19 protein-coding genes and 1 pseudogene are annotated in these 21,145 nt (G+C 46.3%); 16 read left to right on the forward strand and 4 right to left on the reverse strand.

The window, feature by feature from the left end; genetic code table 11:
- Window positions 1-141: 141 nt before the first annotated feature.
- The 3 genes from rnmV (at window position 142) to BR63_RS13895 (ending at window position 2,452) form a co-directional block, all read left to right on the forward strand.
- A complete protein-coding gene (gene rnmV, locus BR63_RS13885) occupies window positions 142-690 on the forward strand; it encodes a ribonuclease M5 (protein WP_034423142.1) in 549 nt (182 codons plus the stop codon).
- The gene (gene rsmA / locus BR63_RS13890) at window positions 687-1,553 is read left to right on the forward strand and encodes a 16S rRNA (adenine(1518)-N(6)/adenine(1519)-N(6))-dimethyltransferase RsmA (protein WP_034423145.1); all 867 of its coding nucleotides are present in this window, start codon (window positions 687-689) and stop codon (window positions 1,551-1,553) included. Before rnmV ends, rsmA begins: the two co-directional genes overlap by 4 nt.
- A gap of 152 nt (window positions 1,554-1,705) precedes the next feature.
- Complete coding sequence (locus BR63_RS13895; RefSeq protein ID WP_034423147.1) at window positions 1,706-2,452, forward strand: cell wall hydrolase; 747 nt, start codon at window positions 1,706-1,708, stop codon at window positions 2,450-2,452.
- A gap of 48 nt (window positions 2,453-2,500) precedes the next feature.
- On the opposite strand, the gene BR63_RS13900 is transcribed toward BR63_RS13895, so the two are convergent.
- Window positions 2,501-3,292, reverse strand: a complete 792-nt coding sequence (locus tag BR63_RS13900; protein ID WP_034423148.1) for a glycosyltransferase family A protein — start codon at window positions 3,290-3,292, stop codon at window positions 2,501-2,503.
- Window positions 3,293-3,425: 133 nt separating this feature from the next.
- Here BR63_RS13900 and yabG point away from each other — a divergent pair, with 133 nt between their 5' ends.
- The 7 genes from yabG (at window position 3,426) to selD (ending at window position 11,447) form a co-directional block, all read left to right on the forward strand.
- Entirely contained in the window at window positions 3,426-4,313 is an 888-nt protein-coding gene (yabG, locus tag BR63_RS13905; protein WP_034423150.1) for a sporulation peptidase YabG, read from the forward strand.
- Between the two features lie 426 nt (window positions 4,314-4,739).
- Window positions 4,740-5,015, forward strand: a complete 276-nt coding sequence (locus BR63_RS13910) for a Veg family protein (protein ID WP_034423151.1) — start codon at window positions 4,740-4,742, stop codon at window positions 5,013-5,015.
- Window positions 5,016-5,226: 211 nt separating this feature from the next.
- Entirely contained in the window at window positions 5,227-6,189 is a 963-nt protein-coding gene (locus BR63_RS13915; RefSeq protein ID WP_051965886.1) for a CAP domain-containing protein, read from the forward strand.
- A gap of 222 nt (window positions 6,190-6,411) precedes the next feature.
- Window positions 6,412-7,977: a DUF3794 and LysM peptidoglycan-binding domain-containing protein gene (locus BR63_RS13920; RefSeq protein ID WP_034423152.1), complete on the forward strand. Its 1,566-nt coding sequence runs from the start codon at window positions 6,412-6,414 to the stop codon at window positions 7,975-7,977.
- 187 nt (window positions 7,978-8,164) lie between these two features.
- A complete protein-coding gene (spoIIR, locus tag BR63_RS13925; protein ID WP_034423153.1) occupies window positions 8,165-8,770 on the forward strand; it encodes a stage II sporulation protein R in 606 nt (201 codons plus the stop codon).
- 168 nt (window positions 8,771-8,938) lie between these two features.
- Complete coding sequence (gene selA / locus BR63_RS13930) at window positions 8,939-10,342, forward strand: L-seryl-tRNA(Sec) selenium transferase (RefSeq protein ID WP_034423155.1); 1,404 nt, start codon at window positions 8,939-8,941, stop codon at window positions 10,340-10,342.
- 13 nt (window positions 10,343-10,355) lie between these two features.
- On the forward strand, window positions 10,356-11,447 hold the full coding sequence (gene selD, locus BR63_RS13935; RefSeq protein WP_081908196.1) for a selenide, water dikinase SelD: 1,092 nt from the start codon (window positions 10,356-10,358) through the stop codon (window positions 11,445-11,447).
- Between the two features lie 204 nt (window positions 11,448-11,651).
- On the opposite strand, the gene BR63_RS13940 is transcribed toward selD, so the two are convergent.
- On the reverse strand, window positions 11,652-12,218 hold the full coding sequence (locus BR63_RS13940) for a L,D-transpeptidase family protein (protein ID WP_034423159.1): 567 nt from the start codon (window positions 12,216-12,218) through the stop codon (window positions 11,652-11,654).
- A 161-nt stretch (window positions 12,219-12,379) separates the two neighbouring features.
- Between BR63_RS13940 and BR63_RS13945 the strand changes: the two genes are divergently transcribed.
- The 3 genes from BR63_RS13945 (at window position 12,380) to BR63_RS13955 (ending at window position 14,816) form a co-directional block, all read left to right on the forward strand.
- On the forward strand, window positions 12,380-12,574 hold the full coding sequence (locus BR63_RS13945; RefSeq protein WP_034423162.1) for an FmdB family zinc ribbon protein: 195 nt from the start codon (window positions 12,380-12,382) through the stop codon (window positions 12,572-12,574).
- 227 nt (window positions 12,575-12,801) lie between these two features.
- Entirely contained in the window at window positions 12,802-14,469 is a 1,668-nt protein-coding gene (locus tag BR63_RS13950) for a Na/Pi cotransporter family protein (protein ID WP_034423164.1), read from the forward strand.
- A 47-nt stretch (window positions 14,470-14,516) separates the two neighbouring features.
- Complete coding sequence (locus tag BR63_RS13955; RefSeq protein ID WP_034423171.1) at window positions 14,517-14,816, forward strand: MTH1187 family thiamine-binding protein; 300 nt, start codon at window positions 14,517-14,519, stop codon at window positions 14,814-14,816.
- Between the two features lie 37 nt (window positions 14,817-14,853).
- Here BR63_RS13955 and BR63_RS13960 read toward each other — a convergent pair.
- Window positions 14,854-16,467: pseudogene (locus BR63_RS13960) on the reverse strand (L-lactate permease).
- Between the two features lie 248 nt (window positions 16,468-16,715).
- Here BR63_RS13960 and BR63_RS13965 point away from each other — a divergent pair.
- The 3 genes from BR63_RS13965 (at window position 16,716) to BR63_RS13975 (ending at window position 19,682) form a co-directional block, all read left to right on the forward strand.
- Complete coding sequence (locus BR63_RS13965; protein WP_051965891.1) at window positions 16,716-17,387, forward strand: GntR family transcriptional regulator; 672 nt, start codon at window positions 16,716-16,718, stop codon at window positions 17,385-17,387.
- 143 nt (window positions 17,388-17,530) lie between these two features.
- Entirely contained in the window at window positions 17,531-18,727 is a 1,197-nt protein-coding gene (locus BR63_RS13970; RefSeq protein ID WP_051965892.1) for a VanW family protein, read from the forward strand.
- 136 nt (window positions 18,728-18,863) lie between these two features.
- Window positions 18,864-19,682, forward strand: coding sequence for a copper amine oxidase N-terminal domain-containing protein (locus BR63_RS13975; protein WP_051965893.1), 819 nt, complete (start codon window positions 18,864-18,866; stop codon window positions 19,680-19,682).
- Window positions 19,683-19,758: 76 nt separating this feature from the next.
- Here the strand turns inward: BR63_RS13975 and BR63_RS13980 are convergent, their stop codons facing one another.
- A complete protein-coding gene (locus BR63_RS13980) occupies window positions 19,759-21,093 on the reverse strand; it encodes a S8 family peptidase (RefSeq protein ID WP_034423173.1) in 1,335 nt (444 codons plus the stop codon).
- Window positions 21,094-21,145 lie beyond the last annotated feature (52 nt).

Here is a 21,145-nt window from a genome sequence, read left to right on the forward strand (position 1 = left end):
CATCATCTTAATGATGTCCCTGCCTCATTTCCTTTTGCTATGAGCTTGAAGATAAGAAGAGAACAGGCAGGAAAGACTTGCTAAAGGTGCGTGAAAATAATAGTATAAGGATATGTTAGCTCGAAAAAAGGTGAGGAGTAATTGTTTAAAGAGGTTATCGTTGTTGAGGGAAAAGATGATATGGCTGCCGTTAAACGGGCCTGCCAGGCTGAGGTCCTTATTACAAACGGTCTGGGGATTACCAAAGAGACGCTGGATTTAATTGCCGAGGCCCAGAAACGCTGTGGTGTCATTATTCTTACCGATCCTGATTTTCCCGGCGAGAAGATTAGGAGAATCATCGATGAGGCCGTACCGGGCTGCCGGCATGCCTATCTGGAACAGAAGAAATCCGGGACGAAACGGGGAAAAGTGGGGGTCGAGTATGCCAAGCCCCAGGAGATACTATATTCTTTACAGCGGGCCCGTGCTACGGAAGTAAGCACCCAAAGGAACTTTTCCATGGAAGATTTGTACCTGGCCGGGCTTGTGGGCGACTTACAGGCCGGCCAACGGCGGGAGAAGCTGGGGTTTTACTTGGGGGTGGGACGCTGCAACGCTAAACAGTTTCTCAACCGTCTGAATGGATATGGCATAACCAAGTCGGAATTTGCCGAGGCCCTCAAGGCCCTGGAGGAAGGTAAAATATGACGGAAATTACAAAAAGTAAAGTCATGGAGCTTTTGAAAAAAAGGGGGTTTCATTTTAAGAAGGGGTTTGGACAAAATTTCCTTTTCGATAGGAATCTCCTTAAAAGGATTGTCCGGGGGGCTGAAATAACACCTGGCGACAGTGTGGTGGAAATAGGGCCGGGTGCGGGTACGCTAACCAGTATTTTAACCGAGGCCGGAGCCAGGGTGTTGGCCGTGGAAATTGATACCGCTCTCATTCCTATCCTCCGGGAAATATTACCGGAAGAAAAGGTGACAGTCATACAGGGGGATATTTTAAAAGTAGACCTGGACCAGCTTACCCGGGAAAAAGGACTAACCCATCCCTACAAAATTGTGGCCAATCTCCCTTATTACATTACTACACCGATTATCATGGATATTTTAGAAAAAGAATACCAGTTTGAGATAATGGTTATAATGGTGCAGTGGGAAGTTGCGGAAAGGTTAACCTCTTCTCCGGGAACAAAGGACTATGGTGCTATTACCCTGTCTGTCCAGTACTATTGTGAATCCAGTATCTTGTTTAAAGTGCCGCGGCACCTGTTTACTCCCGCTCCGGAAGTGGATTCTGCCGTTCTTTTATTGAAGAAAAGAGCCGAGCCAGCCGTGCAGGTAAAGAACCGGGAGTTTTTATTTAAAATCGTGAGAGCAGCTTTTGGCCAACGGCGCAAGACCCTGCTGAATGCTCTTGGTTCTGTCCAGCCGGGATTGCATAAAGAAGTGCTGCTTCAAGTGCTGGATGAGGCGGGAATCGATGGTCAAAGGCGGGGTGAAACCCTTTCCCTGGAAGAGTTTGCTGTGCTTGCGAATGCCTGGGAGGAAAGAAAAAGTACCCTCTAAAAAGAAGAGGGAAAACTTACCCTAGATATATATGGTGCTGCTGCCTGTGATTTCTTCTAGAATCCGGGACTCCTTTCCGCTATAATGTGAAGTATCCGACAACCTAAAACCATATACAATAACCAAGTTGTCGGATGGAAAGGAGGACGCCGATGTATAAGAACCGTTTTGTGGTGGGGTTTGTACTGGTTTTCACCATGCTATTGACGGTCGTTACACCCCTATGGGCGGCGGTTACGCATACAGTGCGATCCGGGGAATCTCTCTTTATACTCAGTAAAAAGTATGGAGTTCCGGTGGAGCGTATCAAAAAGGATAACAATCTTAAAAGTAATACCATTGTAGTTGGACAGAAACTGCAGATTGAAACAGGTACCTATGTGGTAAAAAAAGGTGATACCTTAGCCAGGATAGCGGAAATGTTTGGTGTCAGCGTAACACAATTAAAGAGTGCCAACGGTTTAAAGAGTGATTACATTGCAGCGGGGCAGCAGTTAAGAATACCCGGCCAATACACAGCGTCCCGTAGCAGCACTCGGCCTTTTACCGAGGAAGACCTGTACTGGCTGTCTCGTGCGGTATACGGTGAAGCCCGGGGAGAACCTTATGTAGGACAGGTAGCTGTTGCGGCTGTTATTCTTAACCGGGTTGAAAATAAAAACTTCCCTAATACCATTAAGGAAGTAATTTTTGAACCACTGGCCTTTACGGCGGTAGCTGACGGCCAGATTTATCTCAAGCCCGATTCATTGGCTTTGCGGGCCGCCCGGGAAGCCTTGGCCGGTTCAGATCCTTCGGGAGGGGCCCTCTATTACTGGAACCCGGCCAAGGCTACCAGCAAATGGATTTGGTCCCGCCCCATTATTAAAAGAATCGGAAACCATGTTTTTGCCAGGTAAACAGAAATGAAAAAACATCCTGTACTCAAGACGGTACAGGATGTTTTTTTAGAGATTATCAAGGAAGGTTTGCAGCAAGTCGAAGCGGCGGGAGGCCTGGTAGCCAGTGCTATATTTTTCTTGCGAAAGGATAGTATCCAGGGGTTGGCCTTCGACAAAGGAGAGGGCCAGCTGGCAGTCGCCAATGATGGTTTCGGCGATCAACTTGGCGTGTTCGGTGTTACGGTAACTGGAGCCAAGAAGGTTGTGAGAGATGGCGGCGGCAACACCGATGCGTAAGGATTTTTGGGCTGCAAAAGCCAGGGCCAAAGGAGGAATAGCCAGCAGTTCTACAGGGACTCTCTGCAAAAATGTGGCGGAGACGGCGTGGGGACCATGACTGGGAGTGGCTAGTCCAAGCTGGTTAAATAAGCCGAGCCGGCGGTTTAGCAGTTCCCGGTGTTTTAAAACAGTATTGGCCAGGGACGAACGAAGATAAATAAAGGGATAACAGTTAGTCAGGGCTAAGTCAAGGCCTCTTTCAATACCCATAAGGAGTTCGCTTACTACATAACTGATCTCACCTTTCATATCACCATCTACGAAGACTATACCCTTAGGATGGTAGGAACGAGCATAGGCAGCTCCGGCTGCCCTGGGTACGTCAATACCTAATTGTTCCGGGAAAGAAAGGATCTCTATAGGCTTCCCTACAGAAGAACGGATAGCCTGTTCGCAGGTATTATCGGAGCAGCCGTTGGCAACCAGGACTATTTTATCTATGCTGCTTCTGACAAGGTTTTCCATGACTCTCGCGATGGAGTTTTCCTCATTATGAGCGGGTATTACAGCAATCCACAATTACCTCTTCTCCTTTCCCCTCTCTTAAGTAATTTTATGATATGATTCGTCGACAGAGGGTGTGTCTAGGATAACACCAGCCCTGTGTTAAACATAGAATGAGTAGAGAGATATTTTGTAGGGAGTTGTAAAAATGAGTAAGATTGCTGTAGGAGATATCGTGGGTCGCATTTCCCATGGGAGCGATGTACTCTTTAAGGTAATGGATATTATTGAAGGACCGGACGGATCCACTGCTTTATTACGGGGGCTGGATATTCGCCTTTATGCCGATGCCCCGGTTGCTGACCTGGAGAAGAAGAACCCCTCTGATATAAGTAAAAGCAGGCAGGAATTTATTAAAAAGAACAGTGAGTGTATGCGGCGTATTTTTGAACGGCGGGTCGTAGATAAATCCCGGAGTTTTTTACGGGGAGGAGTGACGGTAAAAAACCCTACGAAAGCTGATGACCCTGAGTATTTCGAAATACCTGGGTCAGTGCTTCATCTGGATGGGGATAAAGATTACCTGGATCTTTGTATGACCACCTATTCCCAGCTCGGCATCCCGGCCCACGGTTTTCATGTCCCTGAAGAAAAACAGCCCCAGGTGGTAGTAGACTATTTAAAAGAATATACACCGGATATTTTGGTAATGACCGGGCATGACGGTCTCATCAGAAACAACGGCGATTTTAAAGAGTTAAAGAATTACCGCAATTCCCCCTATTTTGTGGAAGCTGTACGCAAGGCCAGGGCCTTTGATCCAGGCCGGGATGACTTAATCATTTTCGCCGGTGCCTGCCAGTCCCATTATGAGGCCTTAATCGCGGCCGGGGCCAACTTCGCCAGTTCTCCCCTGCGCGTATTGATTCATGCCTTTGATCCGGTATTTATCGTGGAGAAATTAGCCTATAGTTCTATTTATGATACGCTGACCGTCAAGGACATCATCAGCAATACCATAACTGGGATGGATGGTGTAGGCGGGATCGAAACCCGGGGATGCTTCCGCCTGGGGTATCCCAAATCCCCTTATTAAGGAAAGTGGACACACCTGCTTATCTGAGAAGTTACTAGTTACTAGTTACTAGTGATTTTTGTCGGAGATCGGAAGTCGGAAGTCGGAAAATGGACGGGAATGTCCCCATCGGTATAAGGGGACACACCTGCTTATCTAAGAAGTTACTAGTTATTAGTTACTAGTTACTAGTGATTTTTGTCGGAGATCGGAAGTCGGAAGTCGGAAAATGGACGGGAATGTCCCCATCGGCATTAAAAAGATGAAAATAAGAATTAACATAAACTTAACAAAGATAAGTAAGAGATACTTCCTAAAAACTTCTCTACCGCTTGATTTTTATGTATTGACAGAAAAGGGCCCTCTCGAGTATAATGTTTGGTTAATTTGACAGGGCTTGCAAGAGATGTTATAATAAAGACGTTGAAGTAGAAAGAGGGTGATTTTTTGTCTGCGAAAAAAGTTTTGGCGGATATAAAGCGGGATTTGGAACCTTTTGTGGGGAACAAGATTAGACTTAGGGCTAACCGGGGCAGAAAAAAGGTCATTGAAAAAACCGGCGTTCTTGAAAGCACTTATCCGAATATTTTTGTCGTACGCCTCGATGAAAAGCAGATAGAACGTCGCGTTTCCTTTAGTTATGCTGACATACTGACAGATGCTGTCCAGCTTACCGTTTACCAGGGTGAAGAAGACATCAAAATACAGGCTCGAAGCTGCTGAGAAATCAGCAGCTTTCTTTCTCTTATAAAACTTAAATTTCCTTTGGTGCTCTATTTTACCATTACCTCGAAAAGCGGCCTAAAGATGCCTATGATACGAGAAGTACCTGTAGAAAAATGCTAAAGTGACAACGATGGAAAAATTTTAAGTTTGCAGACCGGGGCGGTCTTGTATAAAATAAGGAGTAGACTTTATGATAAGGAGGTTTTATATGCGTTTATCTTCAAGACTGGTTACCTGGCTCCTTTTGTGTATATTTGTCATAGGTGTAAGTACCACAGTTTCCACTGCACCAGTACAGGCCCAGACCATTACATATACCGTGGGCATGCAGGCTATGGAAGGGCATCCCGAAATTTATGAGCTGCTAATCAACGGTGAGGTAGTGTTACGTTACCGTTCCATGTATGAGGGCTTTACGGCCCAAGAACGCGCCAAGATTATACTGGAGCGCATTCGCAATATGGGCAGTGACCTGGTAAAAGCCCCGGTGGTAACAGGCCGCATCAATGGTTCACCTGTCGTTCTCGTTAAAGAGAGGCTTCTCATCACCGTTACCGAAGCCGACTGGGAAAGCAACAACTCCACAGGTGACGGTTTGGCCAAAGTTTGGGCGGAAAACCTCAATAAAGCCCTGAAAAATGATATCTCGCGCGGGAATTCCGTCCCTCAATCCCAGGAACCCCAGAACCCTGCAGATAATGGAGGGACGGGAGATACAGGTGCCTCTCAACCCGGTGATACGACACAACCTGGTACAGGGGAAAACACGGGTGCACAGATTAATGCTACAGCCGAGGAAATTAAGATGCTGGAACTGATCAACAAAGAAAGAGCGGCGGCAGGTGTGGCACCTCTTAAGATGGATAACGAACTGGTGAGGATTGCCCGTCTCAAATCCCAGGACATGATTGACAAGAATTATTTCGATCACAACTCTCCTACATATGGCGACCCCTTCACCATGATGAAGAATTTCGGGGTTAAGTACGGTTATGCTGGAGAAAATTTAGCCGGTAACCAAACGGTGGACAATGCCCATGTGTCTTTAATGAATTCCCCCGGACACCGGAAGAACATCCTTAACCCCAACTACACCCATGTGGGCATTGGAATCAGAGAAGGCGGTCCTTATGGTAAGATGTTTACACAGATGTTTATAAGTAAAAATTAGTCGGTATCCAGCAAGAGAGAGCCGGACCTCAACCCGCCTCTCCTTTTTTCTGTCTTTTTTCTGCATCCCTGCTTGGGCCTTTTTGAGTGTCCAGACACAATCCTCTGCCGCAATTCATACCATAAACTAACAGTAAGTATAGGTAATTTTAAGCACACATTTTCGTCTGTTGCATATACTTAACTGAATCTATATGAAGGCTGAAAGGAGGATTTGTGGACTATGGCTCTTAATGTGACCACCAGGAAATTAAAGGTGGAAAATGTTGTAGGCGAGGCCATGCGACAGGTTAATGTAGTAAGAAATATTACCTTGCCCGTCCTTGCCAAAAAAATTGAGAGTGTTGATACCAAAATCAGAAATGTAAAGTTTAAGATTATCGAGGATAAGATAATTGTTGAGGCAACACTCCACAAGCAAATTTATTATGTAGAATGCATTACCGGTGATGTTCAAGAATTTACGGTTCCTGACGAGAGAATTACAGAATTTGTCCATATCGAAGGTGCGCGGCCCGGAATGGATGCAAGGGTTAGCGTGGAAGTTGAATACTGTGATGTGGAAGCTGTCGATATGGCAGGAGACCAGGGCTGTCATCGTGTCTTCCAGCAAACTTGCATCCTCAAGATTAAGGCGAAAGTCATTGAAATGGTAGAAATCGATGTTGTCACCAATGTTTCCGGCGAGGGCGTTACTCCCACCTTCCGTACCATTACTATTGACAATGTGATTGGCTCCGGGTGTGAGCAGTTCACGGTAAGTGACAGCTTAATACCACTACCCGCCAATACGAAAAAAATTAAAAGTATTGATGCAGAGATAAGAGATGTTGAGAAGAAAGTTATTCCTAATAAAGTAGTAGTAAAAGGTACAATTCACAAGCAAATCTTCTATGTCATCGAACCCTCCGGTGAAGTAAAAGAAACTTCGGCCAATGTGCCCTTTAATGTCTTTGTGCCCATCCAAGGGGCAAAAGAAGGGCAGACTGTGATAACTGATATTAGAATTGAATTTATCGATAGTGAACTGGTGACACGGAATCATGAGAAATTTGTCAAAGAAACAATCGTCCTCGAGGTTTGTGCCAAGATTATTGATAGAGTAACCATCAATATTGTAACGGCAGTAGCCGGTGCCGAGGTAGAAACCCGCAGGATTAAGGTGGAAAGGATAATCGGTGAGGGCTGCCGTCAGGTAAACATCCTGGCCGATATTATTACACCTATGCCCGCCCGTAAAGTGGCTAGAGTAGATGCACGCCTCAGGGATTTACAGGGAGAAGCAATTCCAGACAAAGTAATCGTGAAGGGTACTTTACACAAGCAGGTTTACTATGTCTCGGCCGTAGATGACCAGCTCCGCGAGCTTTCCGTCGATGAACCATTTACGGAATTTGTTCATGTGGAAGGTGCTGAGAAAGGCGATATGGTTGATGTGACGGGCCGCATCGAATTCGTAAATGTAGAAGCTGCCGCTGCCACACCTACCACCCACTGGCGTCAGACTGCCGTGCTGGAGATCTGCGCTAAAGTAACGGAAACCGAAGAAATTACGGTAGTTACTGCTGTTAAGGGGGCTGTAACACCACCTCCGCCGCCTGCCCCGCCCTGCCCTCCCGGAACCACATTTGATTATGTAATTCAGAAGGGCGATACTTTAACGAGTATTGCCAGAAGGTTTGGTGTAACCGTTCAGGCGATCCTGGCTGTTAACCCGCAAATTACCAATCCCAATCTGATCTTTGCCGGACGTACCATCAAGATTCCCTGCCCGCCGGGTATGGGTTAAACCACATACGTGAACCGTTAACCGTGAACCGATTATCAAGGGGCCGTAAATTCGGCCCCTTGTACTATTATTACCGGTTAGCGGGGGGCGGGTAGCGGGAAGCAAATTTTGATATTTTGAATTGTAAGATGATTAAAAACGCCTCTTCCCGTTAATACTGGTAATGTAGAGATTGAAGGAGGCGGTAATGATGCGGCAGCGTGTCACTTTTCTTATACTGGTATTATTAATGCTTTTTTGTTTAACCAGCTCTCTTACCATTGAAGAACAGGTACCGGCTTTAATCAGGCTGCACATCCTGGCTAACAGTGACAGTCCGGAGGACCAAATTCTTAAATATAAAGTCAGAGATCAGATCGTAAAGGCCATGCAGGAGAAATTTGCTTATTCTCAAAATCTCTCCGAGTCCCGGGAGATTCTTTTAGAAAACCTTCCGGAATTGGAACATGAAGCTGAAGTTGTGCTGCGTGAGGCAGGTAGTACATATAATGTAAAAGCTGTCTATGGACAGTTTAGTTTTCCCACCAAATATTATGGCAATTTTACCCTTCCCGCCGGACGTTACGAAGCTGTCAGGCTGGTGATGGGAGAAGGGGCAGGGGCTAACTGGTGGTGTGTTCTCTTTCCCCCGCTCTGTTTTGTGGATGGTGGCAACAATGCCGCCTACTTAGAGGAGAATATAGCTAAAGAACTGAAGACAGTAAAACATCAGAGTAAAATCGTAAAGATTAAGCCAGCCTTTAAGGTAGTAGAAATGTGGCAGGATACCCTGGCGAAAATCGCTAATAAATAAATACCTACTATGTACTGATTGGTGTTTAAAGCATAAGCTTGCCATGGAGGCAAACTTATGCTTTATTCTTTTGTAGGGGGTGAAGAAAGATAAATAGCATCCTTGTGTTTATGAACAATAAAAATTACAATAAAGATGTTATCTTCTGGATAGATTTAGGAGGAAAGCATGTCAAACTCGCGTTTAAATGAATTACTCAGGCAGTTGCCCGCTGTGAATACGGTGTTAGTTTCAGAAAAAGGACGGGAACTCAGTGCCTTTTATGGACATGACCTGGTAGCGGAAGCAACAGGCCAGGTATTGGGGGTATGGCGGCAGAGAATCATCGCGCAGGCAGGAGAAGTAGAACCGCCTTCATTGGCCTTTCTCCTAAAGGAAATAGAGTCTTACCTGATTTCTTTTGCCATGCCCCGCCTTAGGCGTGTCATTAATGCCACGGGAATTATCCTGCATACGAATTTAGGAAGGGCCGTGTTATCAAAGAACGCGCAAACAGCTGTGGCCTTGGCTGCTTCCTGTTATTCTAATTTGGAGTATGACCTGGGAAAAGGTGAAAGGGGGACCCGGTATGCCCATGTGGAAGAACTCCTGATTCGCCTGACAGGTGCTGAGAGTGCCCTGGTTGTAAATAATAATGCTGCGGCGGTGCTTTTGGCCATGAATACCTTAGCTACAGGAAAGGAAGTTGTGGTTTCCCGTGGGGAACTGGTGGAAATAGGCGGGTCTTTCCGTATTCCGGAGGTGCTCAAACAGGGGGGAGCCACCCTGGTGGAAGTAGGTACGACCAATCGCACCCATCTTTATGATTATCAAAAAGCGCTAAACGAGAATACAGGACTGATCCTCAAGGTCCACACCAGTAATTACCGTATTATTGGTTTTACCAGGTCAGTGTCCCGCCATGAACTGCAAAAGTTAGCCAGGGCTAACGGTATCCCCCTGATGGAAGACCTGGGAAGCGGTTCTCTTTTGGATCTTTCGGCATGGGGATTCACCGGTGAACCTCCGGTGCCGCAGGTGGTAGCCGAGGGTGTGGACATTGTGACCTTTAGTGGCGACAAGCTCCTGGGAGGACCCCAGGCCGGAATTATTGTGGGCAAGAAAGAATATATCGATGCTATGAAGGCTAATCAACTAACCAGGGCCCTCCGGGTTGACAAATTTACCCTGGCTGCCCTGGAGGCCACCCTCAGGGAATATTTAAGACCGGAAGAAGCCGTAAGAAATATTCCTACCTACCGGATGCTGGCAGCACCTTTGGAAGAATTAAGGGAAAAAGTCGAAAAGATTATGCGATCCTTAACATTTATCCAGGATAAAATAGAGGTACAGGCCTTAACAACCCAGTCACAAATGGGTGGAGGCAGTTTGCCCGGCCAAACGATTCCTTCCTGGGGAATAGGGATAAAATTCAAAACCATTACCTTGGAAGAGGCAGAAAAAGCCCTTCGTCAACTGCCTGTCCCTGTCATTGGTTACATTGAGAGGGATACCTATATCCTGGATATGCGTACCCTCTTACCGGGTGATGACGAAGTGGTGATCAGGAGTATTTATGAAATTGTATCTTAAGGAGGTGTTTGACATGGAAAAAGAGGTTAAAAATGTTTATCTTACCGCGCTGTCTACCAAAGGCGGCTGAGCAGCAAAAATCGGTCCTGGTGACCTGGCACAGGTCCTGTGCCATTTGCCACAAACTGAAATAAAAGACCCCCGCCTTCTGGTAGGGCTGGAGACAGCCGATGATGCGGGGGTTTACCAGATAAACGAAGAGACAGCCTTAATCCAGACGGTAGACTTTTTTACACCTGTGGTGGATGACCCTTATATCTTTGGACAGATAGCGGCGGCTAATGCCTTAAGTGACATATATGCCATGGGGGGAACTCCGATTACAGCATTAAATATTATCGCTTTCCCCATGAATACCTTACCGGCTTCTGTTTTAGCCGAAATTTTACGGGGAGGGGCGGAAAAAATCAAAGAAGCAGGTGCCGTACTTTTGGGAGGTCACAGCATCCAGGATGCAGAACCTAAATATGGTTTGTCTGTGACGGGGGTTGCCCATCCCACTAAAATTTGGACCAATGCCGGTGCGCGGCCTGGCGATATTCTGATTCTCACCAAGCCTTTAGGTGTTGGTTTGATTACTTCTGCTTTGCGTAAGAAAAAAGACCGGGAAGGAAATTTAATTTTGCAATCCCCTGTGCCCCCGGAAGTAGAGGAAGCGGCCATTGATGTTATGACTAAACTCAATGACAAAGCTGCCTTGACCGGTCAAAAGGTGGGCATTAATGCTTGCACAGATATTACCGGTTTTGGACTTTTAGGGCATGCCTGGGAAATGGCTAAAGCAAGCCTGGTACAAATTGAGATTGACCTTCATGCGGTACCGGTCCTACCGGGTGCTAAGGAGTTGGGCCTTAAAGGGTATATTGCAGGTGGCAACTGGGCCAATCTTAAATACATGGAGGATAAGGTTGAGTTTTTCCCAGAAATAGAAGCTATTGAAAAAAATATCCTGGCTGATCCCATCACTTCAGGGGGACTTTTGCTGTCTGTAGCTGCAGATCGGGCAGAGGAACTTTTAAAGGCGCTTCATGAATCAGGTGTTACTGAAGCCCGTGTCATCGGCAGAGTCCTGGCAGGAGAGCCGAAAATAATTGTAGTGCCGTAAATACGGTTTTCCTGCTTTGCTTTCCGATACCCGCTTCCCGATTTCCGAAATAATTCTTTCTTTCCCGAGTAGTGGTAAAAATAGACAAGATTATTTAAGAGGGCTAAGGGCGGCCCTCTTTTCACTGGAAAAACAAATAGCAATAAATATCTTCCTACGGGTCACAGGTCACGGGGAGCGGGATACGTTCCCATAAGAGATTGGCTAAGGTAAATTGATTACCTGTCCGGGGTACAGTATGTCAGGATTAATACCGGGATTTGCCTTTATCAGGTCCTGTAAGGAAATACCCAGCTTTTTGGCGATTGCCCACAGGGTATTGCCTTTTTGAACGGTGTAAGTTCTGCCTCCTCCTTGGTTAGTGTTGGATGCAGGCGTAGTTGTGGGGTTGTAAGGAGGTAAGGGATAACCACTGCCATGGGCTCCGGAAATAATTTCTACTTCTGTCCCAATAGTGACAACCGGAAAGATGGCTTCGATATCGTGATTATACATACGAATGCAGCCAAGGGATACCGCTTTGCCTATAGAAGAAGGATTATTGGTCCCGTGAATACCGTAATTAGGCTTGCTAAGACCCAGCCAGCGTGTACCGTAGACCTGTTTGCCGTCCAGGATAACTTTATTGACAATAGTCCATTTTCCCACAGGGGAAGGATTGCTTGGTTTGCCGATGGCTATGGGATAGGAGTTATATAGTCTTTCTCCCTGATAGAGATACAAGCGCCGTTGGGTCAGATTAATGGTTATGGACATACCGCCTCTCATCATATTTTCACCTCTTCTGAATAAAATTTGAGATATTTTATGTTATGCGTAAGCGGTCAAGAGGTGAGAGGCCATGTCGAATGCCTTATTTTAACTATGTCTTGACGAAATAGATGATTTATGGGATTATACCCATAGGGGGTATAGGCAAGGAGGTGATCAGCATGGCTGTTTACGATTTTTTTTGTAAAGCGTGTCAGGAACAATTCAGCGTGTCCTGTTCCATCAGTGAACGGAAAAATGTGAAGTGCCCAAAATGCGGGACTGGGGAAGTACAGCGTATCTATAAACCATTAGGCGTAATGAACAGCAATTCCCAAGCCGGCAGTTCACCACTCCCCAGTACTGGTTTTGGCTGAGCTTCCTGTTAACAGGAACCGGAGGTTCTAAAGAACGGAGCAGCCCACCCTTAGAGGTGGGCTCCCTTTTTTAAAAACAAAATATCGAATGTATCATGTATACGGTTTGTTAAAATAGTGTTAAAACTCGTTTAAGACATCATTAAAAACATATTAAAGAAAGGCAAAATCAAGTAAAATATTTGGGGATAATATAGATAATGTAAAAAATTGGGGGAGTTGACAGCATGAAGTTCAATTATCAGGAAATTCTCTTTCTTTCTTTAGGTGGACTGGCCTTCTTCCTTTTCGGTATCAAATACATGTCCGACGGCTTACAGTCGGTAGCTGGGGACAAGATGCGCGCCTTTTTGGAAAAGGGGACAAAAACACCATTGCGGGGTGTACTTACCGGTACGCTGGTAACGGCCCTTATCCAGAGCAGTTCGGGAACGACAGTGTTAACAGTGGGTCTTGTTAACGCGGGGCTTCTCTCTTTACGCCAGGCTATTGGTATTATTATGGGGGCCAATATTGGGACAACTGTCACCGCTTATCTCATTGGTTTTAAATTAGGTGACTATGCTTTACCCATTGCGGTAGTGGGAACTATTCTCTTGTTTTTTTCCAAAAATAAAAGATTAAATACAATTGGACAAGTCTTATTCGGTTTTGCCCTCCTTTTTTATGGCATGGAAGTTATGGGTAAAGGTTTAAAGCCTCTAAAAAATATACCCTTTTTTATTAACGCCATGACGAATATTGAAAATATGCCTGTACTGGGTGTTTTGGTGGGTACCGTTTTTACGGGTATTGTGCAGAGCAGCAGCGCTACTATTGGTATACTTCAGGAGCTTGCCTATCAGGGAGCTGTTACTTACCACCAGGCTGTGCCAATACTTTTCGGGGATAATATAGGGACGACTATTACCGCCCTCCTTGCCTCCATTGGTACTTCCGTAACTGCCCGGCGTGCCGCTTTAACCCATTTTATGTTCAATCTTATTGGTACTATTATCTTCCTGCCTCTCTTTTTAGTAGGAATTTTCCCGGAAATCGTACGTTTGTTTACAGACTATATTTATATCTTGATACCGGGCTTTGAGGGAACCTGGGAAACCTTAAACATTAAGATGCAGATTGCCCAAACCCATGGTGTCTTTAATGTAAGCAACACCATTATTCACTTGCCTTTCGTTTCCCTATTAGCGGCTTTTGTGACGAAGTTAATCCCGGGTGAAGATAAAACCCTGGAGTTCGGTCCCAAATATCTGGAACCACGTCTCCTGGGCAACCCTTCTGTTGCCCTTTCCCAGGCGGGGAGAGAGGTACTGCGCATGGGTATGCTCGCTAAGGAATCCTTTTCCCACGCTGTAGCTTATTTCTTCACAGGATTGGAAAATGAAGCCAAGCAGTCCCTGCAGCTGGAGGAGATTATTGACGACCTGGAGAATAAAATTACGGAATACATTGTGAAGATTTCTGAGAAAAAGATGTCAACGGAAGAGTCAAATCAGGCCTATATTTATATTCAAGCTGTTAATGATATTGAACGGGTGGGCGACCACACAGAAAACATCGTAGAGTTAACCAAGGCCGGCATTGACCATGGGATAAGGTTTTCTATCGAGGCGATTGCTGACATGCGGAAAATGATTGACAAAACCCAGGAGACCTACGTTTGGGCTTTGGAGAGCCTGGAGAAAAATGATTTCGAGCTGGCGAAAAAAGTAGTAAAAAATGATGATTATATTGACGAGATGGAAAAAGAGTTTCGCCGGGCCCATATTACCCGTTTAAATGAAGGCGTATGTAACGGTAACGCCGGGGCTATCTATCTGGATATTCTTAGTAACTTAGAGCGGATCGGGGACCATTCCGTGAATATTGCCCAGTACGTTCTGGGGGAAAGATAGGGGATACGGGAAAGGTTAAGTTAAAGCAAGGAGGTAGTGAAAGAAAAATGGCTGTGGCGGAAATTGTAGTGGTTCCTCTGGGTACGGGGAGCCCCAGCATCAGTGAATATGTGGCACAATGCCTGGAAATCCTGGCAAAAAACGAAAGGATCAAGTACCAGTTAACCCCTATGGGCACCATCGTAGAAGGAGAGGTTAGCGACATCTTACGTCTTGTCCAGGAAATGCATGAGGTTCCCTTTAAAAATGGGGCTCTGCGGGTTTCCACTTCTCTGCGCCTGGATGAGAGAAGGGACAAGGAGCTTTCTATGGAAGGTAAGGTCAAAGCAGTTTTGGAGAAACTATAAAAGGCTCCCCTCACTCGGGGAGCCCCTTTATTCACCTTCACATCACAAAAGCCATGAGATAAGTTAAAAGGGAGATGAGAAGCACCATTCCGATACTGTGTTTTAGCGTATAGCGGAAAATGTCGGCTTCTTTTCCGACGAGACCGGTGGAAGCGGCGGCGACAGCCAGGGATTGGGGAGAAATCATCTTGCCGGCCACACCACCTGTGGCATTGGCGGCCACTGTGAGAACGGGGTTTACGCCAATCTGGGTGGCCGAAATTTTTTGCAGGTTACCAAAGAGGGCACAGGAAGAAGTATCGCTCCCTGTCAAGAATACGCCCAGCCAGCCCAGAATGGGGGCAAAGAAGGGGAATAGCTTGCCGGATTTGGCTGCGCCTAAGCCCAGTGTGGCACTCATGCCGGAGTAATTGGCGATATAGGCAAAGCCCAATACACAGGCGATGGTGATCAGGGGGAATTTCAATTCTTTGAGATTTTCGATATAGGTGGCAATCCAGGTTTTGAAACTCATGCCCACCAGGAACATGGTAACGAGAGCAGCCAGAAGAATACCGCTGCCTGCTGCGGCCAGCCAGTCAAAGGTATATACAGCTCCGTAGGGGCTGGGCTTGGTAACGATGGGAGCAGCCTTCAGGACCAGATTGTGCAAACCGGGCCACTCGAAGGCGATATTAGTAGTTTTTAAGATTGCTTTGAATGAAGGAATACCCCACAGGGTAATGAAACCAGTGAGGACGATGAAAGGAGACCAGGCTTTGATGATCTGGCCGCTGGTATATCTGGGAGAGGTACCTGCGCTGGTGGCGGCCGCTTCATCGGCAAAACGGAAAGTATGGGAGGGGTGCCATACTTTGAGGAAGAGGGCCAGAGCCAAGAGGGAGACCAGGGAAGCGGCAATGGCGGGCAGTTCGGGGCCGATAAAGCTTGCTGTAGCCCACATGGTGAGGCCAAAGGATCCTCCGGAAACTAAAATGGCGGGAAGGGTTTCTTTTACACCTTTCAGGCCTGACATGGCCAGAACAACCCAGAAGGGTACGATTAAAGCCAGAAGTCCTAATTGGAATCCCGCTGCCTGGCTGATGGCTAACGGCTATAAACCCGCAGTCTTGGCTGCAGTAATGACGGGAATACCGATAGCGCCAAAAGCAACAGGGGCTGTATTGGCAATCATACACAGACCTGCGGCATAGAGGGGGTTAAAGCCCAGGCCTACCAGCAGGGCGGCAGAAATGGCCACCGGGGTGCCAAAACCCGCTGCGCCTTCAATAAATCCGCTAAAAGAAAAACCGATCAAGAGTGCCTGTAAGCGGCGGTCATCAGTTAAGGAGGTGATGGACTGGCTGATTATTGCAAATTGGCCAGTTTTTACCGTGAGTTTGTATAAAAAAACGGCATTGATGACAATCCAGCCGATGGGCCAGAGCCCGACCAGGGCGCCGTAAATGGTGGAATTTACAGCCATGGTGGCGGGCATTCCATAGGCGAAAATGGAGATCAGTACTGCCATAACCACTGTTGTCAAACCGGCGATATAACCCTTCATTTTCTTTACAGCTAGGGCCCAAAAGAAATAAATAATGGGAAGAAGAGCTACCAGAGTGGAAAGAAAAATATTATTGAGAGGGTCATAAACTTGAGTCCAGTTCATTTGGCGGCCACCTTTCTTTTATTTAGTTTATGGAGGAAGCAAAAGTGGTAAGAAACTAATTGACGCAGACACCCCCTTTCCCGTAATATTTTATATATAATCGATTATCTATATTATAGACATTTCCTTAAATTCCTGCAATTTGGAAAAGGGATATGTACATTTTCGCATAAATAACCTGTTTCTTAACTTCCTTGTTAAGAGGTATAATTTTTATATTACTATATTGATTTATTTGAGGTGTAGTTATGCAGATATTCTCAAAGGGCAATATAAATCCTATTGAACGAAAGGTTCTGCGTCAGGATATTAAAAGGTTTTTATTGGACGCTATTGTCACTGGCCAGTTGAAACCTGGCGAGAGAATCGTGGAAACCAGAGTGGCTAAAGAATTGCAGGTGAGCCAGGCCCCCGTGCGGGAAGCCATCAGAGAATTGGAACAAATAGGTTTAATAGAGACCAAGCCCTTCCAGGGAGCTTTTGTTAAGGCTACATCGGTGAAAGAGCTTAGAGATGCTTATGCCTGCCGTGAGTTATTAGAAAGCTATGCAGCAAAGGAAGCTGCGCGGCTCATGACTGAAGAACAAATCAGGGAACTCCGGGAACTGGTGGAAAAAATGGTTGTCCTGGCCCAGGAAGGGGAACATGCGGCCTATGTAGAGCACGATACCGCTTTTCACCTGGCCCTGGTAAAGGCGGCAGATAATTCTATGCTGGAAAAACTTTGGTCCATCGTCAGGATGGGTAATCTTGTTTTTGTTTCTACCCGCTTTTCCCGAAAAAGTTTGCCTGAGATGGCGGCGCAGCACCAGGGCATCTTAGAGGCTTTGGAAGAGAGGAACCCTGAGAAGGCTGCCGTCCTGGTGAAATCCCATATTGAGGGGTTAGCTGCAGAGATATTAAAAAGTTTAGAGAGATAAAAACATTTAGAACCTTCCCATGAACCTACCAGACCGGTAGGTTATTTTTTGCTGTAAAGAATTAGTGGCATAAATAACCTTCTGCCATAGTATGTATAGTGGTGTCTTTGCTATATGACATGCGCGAAAGGTTGTTGATTCCTTTGAAAAAGTTGCTGAGCTTGCCCAAAAACAATATCGTGGCTGTCATTTTAGTGATGCTTTATGTGTTGGCAATCCTAAAAAATATTGGGGCAGGGGGGAGTATTGCCCTGGCCACCGAAAGGGAAGGAAGTAATTTTGCCAAAAAGATTGTATTCAGTGATGGGCTTACTAAATATCACTACACCTTGGCCGAATTAGCCCTCATGAGGGATAGGGAAGTTGAGGAAACAGCCCCTGAGGATACTGTACGCTGTATGGACCCGGCTTATCTAAGCTACCAGCTTCACAAACTGGCGGAGAAAGTGAATATCCCGACCCAGGATGCTAAACTTTACTTGGATGAGCAAGGTTGGTTTCAGGTAAAGCCTGAACAGGAAGGCAGGGAACTTGATTTATCCTTGCTGATTACAAAATTGGCCAATCCCGGACTTTATCAGGAGGTGTATGAGTTACCCTTTAAAAAAATCGTGCCCAAGGTGACGTCCCAATATATTGAGGAAAGACTGCCTGTAAACCTCTGGTCCCAGTTTACCACTACCCTGGTGAATAACCCCGACCGCACCGAAAATGTAAGAGTGGCTAGCAAACAGCTGGACGCACTGGTAATTCCTCCGGGGCAGGAAGTTTCTTTTAACAAAGTCGTAGGGCCCCGCATTAAAGAAAGGGGTTACCGCGAGGCCAAAGTTATTGTGGGTGGCAGGTTTGAACCCGGCCTCGGCGGGGGTGTATGCCAGGTTTCCAGCACCCTCTATAACACCCTTCTTTTAGCCGGTTTAGAGATTAAAGAGCGGCATAACCACTCTGTGAGGATAGCCTACGTTCCCCTGGGACGTGATGCTACCGTGGTGTATGGTTTAAAAGACTTAAAATTTATTAACAATACCGAAAGTTTCTTGCTGATCCGTACCCGCCTGGTGGGCCTGGAGTTGACCATCAGTCTTTATGGTGCAAAGAAGCCTTTCACCAGTGTAGAGATGGAAACAAAAGTAATCAAAACCCTTCCTTTTAAGGAAGTTCTCGTGGATGGAGATCTACAACAGGGGCAACAGCGCAAAGTCATTGAGAAGGGACAGCACGGTTACCTGGTAGAGACGTACCGCCTTTTGACTTTTAACCAGGAGAAGAAGAGAGAATTAGTCTCAAAAGATTACTACGCCCCTATGCATATGCTGGTAGCAGTTAGAAATACCCCTTAATTTAAAGGTTTGCGGAGAAAGTATAAAAATTTAAATAAAAATTCAGGACTAACCCCCAGAAAGAGACACTGCCTGGCGAAATATTCTTACGTAAGAAAAAATAGTCAAGGAGGTGTCTCCCTTTCGAGGGGAAAAGATGAAAAAATTGTCAACAAGTCTAATGATTGCTGTATTGTCTTTAGGGCTCATGACCACCAGCGCCCTGGCTAAAGGTAAGCCGGAATGGGCGGGACCGAAGGAAAAGAGCAAGGCTGCTGTCACTACAACTACTACTGCAACCACTACTATGACTACATCATCTAGTGAGGAGGATAGCACCGGCACTCCTGCCGTTCCTACCGAACCTACAAGGAATGAGACCAAAAACAAAGGAAAGGCTAAGAAATTGGAAGAGCGCATTAAAGTGAGAGGCATGAACCTGAAGTTTGATGTTCCTCCGGTCATTAAGGAAGGGCGTACCCTTATCCCTGTGAGAGCTATTATGAACGGGCTGGGCGCCAAAGTCGAATGGAACGGGGAAGCCAAAACAGTTATCATCATCCGTGGCGACAAGGTTATCGTCTTGAATCTGGGTACCGGTGAAACAACGGTTAACGGTCAGATTATCAGCCTTGATGTCCCCGCCCAGACCCTGAACAACAGGACCTTTGTTCCCCTTAGATTCATTGCCCAGACCTTAGGTGAACCAGTAAACTATGACGAGAATACAGGTGATATCAGTATCGGTGACGGAACAACCACTCCTGCTGAGGGGACAAACACAGAAACAGAGGAGACAACCCCAACCGGTATGAACAACCAAACTGATAACGGCACTCCAGCGGAAGGTACTACCACACCTACTGACAGCACAAACACTACCGGCGACGGGAACAACACTACTACAACCGGTGAAGCAGGAACGACAACGGACAATACTTCTACCGGGCAAACTGAAGAAGGGACAGCCCCGTAGAAAACCAAACGAATAGCTGAGCTTAGTTTAAGCATAAAAAAACGCAGCGCAAGCTGCGTTTTTCTCTTCCCATTATTTAGCTCGTCAGATCCTTTGTGACAGATTCCGGTTCCAGGGCTTTAACGGCATTGACTAATCCCTCGCCCTGGGTGTTGGCATCAACCGAAGTGACTCTAGAACAGCTGCTTTTCAATCTTAGTTTTACCTCTTCTGGTGTTAAGTAAGGCTGGGCTTCTAAAAGCTGGGCGATGATGCCGGCACAAACCGGTGTAGCCATAGAGGTGCCTGAAAGGCTAATATACCAGTCATCTATTACATTTTTATCTTTATTTGTCTTATCCAGGAAGGATCCTTTGGCCTTTGCGGAGATAATGTTTGTTCCGGGAGCCAGTACATCCGGTTTGGTTAGCCCGTCGATGGTGGGACCCCTGCTGGAGAAATCGGCTACCTTATCATCAAATAATTGAGGAGTATTGAGGTCGTCACTGGCCCCTACCGTGATGATGTCCTGGTGGATTCCCGGGGAATTGATGGTTTTTGTTTCCGGGCCGTCATTTCCGGCGGCGGCACAAACGACGATACCGCTCTGCCACAGTTTACCCACAGCCTGGCACACAGGGTCTTCCCGGTACGATTCTGTGGCTTTGTAGCCCAGGGAGAGGGAAACGATTTTAATATTATATTTTTCTTTGTTGTTAAGGCACCATTCTAAGCCTTTAATCACCTGGGAAGCCTTTCCCGAACCTATCTTGTTGAGAATTTTAATTCCGATAAGGTTAGCCTGGAAGGCCGGGCCCCGGTACTTCCCCGAGGAGGCATATCCATTACCGGCGGCGGCCCCTGCGCAGTGGGTACCGTGGCCATTATCGTCATAAGGTTTGGTATTTTTATTATTTATCAGGTCTACAAAGTCGATAATCCGGTTTACCGGTTCGAGAAAATCAGGATGTGGATATATTCCGGTATCCAGTACGGCGATGGTTACCCCTTTTCCCGTGTACCCTTGATTCCACAGTTGATTAGATTTTACTGTGGGGACAGCCACATCTAAGAGGGCCCGCACTTCCCGGTCCAGGTAAATCTTAGACACCAGGGAACTACCGGCCAGTTCTTTAATCGCTTTTACAGAGAGTCTGGCGGAATAGCCGTCAATCAGTTCCAGTGTCTCTATTCGTTTACTGTGTCTGGCAAGAAGGGATTCCAGCTGTGTTCGGGATTCTTCCCCGCGCAGGGGGGCCGATTTCACGATAACGTGAACTTTACGGAATTTGTTCTGATACCACTGGTAAATTTTTTGCAAGAAACAGGGTATTTTAGATACTGAGCGATAGAGATTCACTACTTCCCCGCGTAATTCCTTGTCTAATTTGTGGGAGTTTGACCTCAGCCAGTTTAATTCTTGGATGTCCATAGAGCGCCTCCTTTTCATGTCTTTGTTTCATACTACGAAAAAGACAGAAAAA

The organism is Thermanaerosceptrum fracticalcis (assembly GCF_000746025.2).
GTDB lineage: Bacteria > Bacillota > Peptococcia > DRI-13 > DRI-13 > Thermanaerosceptrum > Thermanaerosceptrum fracticalcis.

Coding starts and splice junctions, on each gene's coding strand:
- rsmA (WP_034423145.1), top strand. CDS start 687: ATGACGGAAATTACAAAAAGTAAAGTCATGGAGCTTTTGAAAAAAAGG.
- BR63_RS13895 (WP_034423147.1), top strand. CDS start 1,706: ATGTATAAGAACCGTTTTGTGGTGGGGTTTGTACTGGTTTTCACCATG.
- yabG (WP_034423150.1), top strand. CDS start 3,426: ATGAGTAAGATTGCTGTAGGAGATATCGTGGGTCGCATTTCCCATGGG.
- BR63_RS13915 (WP_051965886.1), top strand. CDS start 5,227: ATGCGTTTATCTTCAAGACTGGTTACCTGGCTCCTTTTGTGTATATTT.
- BR63_RS13920 (WP_034423152.1), top strand. CDS start 6,412: ATGGCTCTTAATGTGACCACCAGGAAATTAAAGGTGGAAAATGTTGTA.
- spoIIR (WP_034423153.1), top strand. CDS start 8,165: ATGATGCGGCAGCGTGTCACTTTTCTTATACTGGTATTATTAATGCTT.
- selA (WP_034423155.1), top strand. CDS start 8,939: ATGTCAAACTCGCGTTTAAATGAATTACTCAGGCAGTTGCCCGCTGTG.
- BR63_RS13940 (WP_034423159.1), bottom strand. CDS start 12,218: ATGATGAGAGGCGGTATGTCCATAACCATTAATCTGACCCAACGGCGC.
- BR63_RS13945 (WP_034423162.1), top strand. CDS start 12,380: ATGGCTGTTTACGATTTTTTTTGTAAAGCGTGTCAGGAACAATTCAGC.
- BR63_RS13950 (WP_034423164.1), top strand. CDS start 12,802: ATGAAGTTCAATTATCAGGAAATTCTCTTTCTTTCTTTAGGTGGACTG.
- BR63_RS13955 (WP_034423171.1), top strand. CDS start 14,517: ATGGCTGTGGCGGAAATTGTAGTGGTTCCTCTGGGTACGGGGAGCCCC.
- BR63_RS13965 (WP_051965891.1), top strand. CDS start 16,716: ATGCAGATATTCTCAAAGGGCAATATAAATCCTATTGAACGAAAGGTT.
- BR63_RS13975 (WP_051965893.1), top strand. CDS start 18,864: ATGAAAAAATTGTCAACAAGTCTAATGATTGCTGTATTGTCTTTAGGG.
- BR63_RS13980 (WP_034423173.1), bottom strand. CDS start 21,093: ATGGACATCCAAGAATTAAACTGGCTGAGGTCAAACTCCCACAAATTA.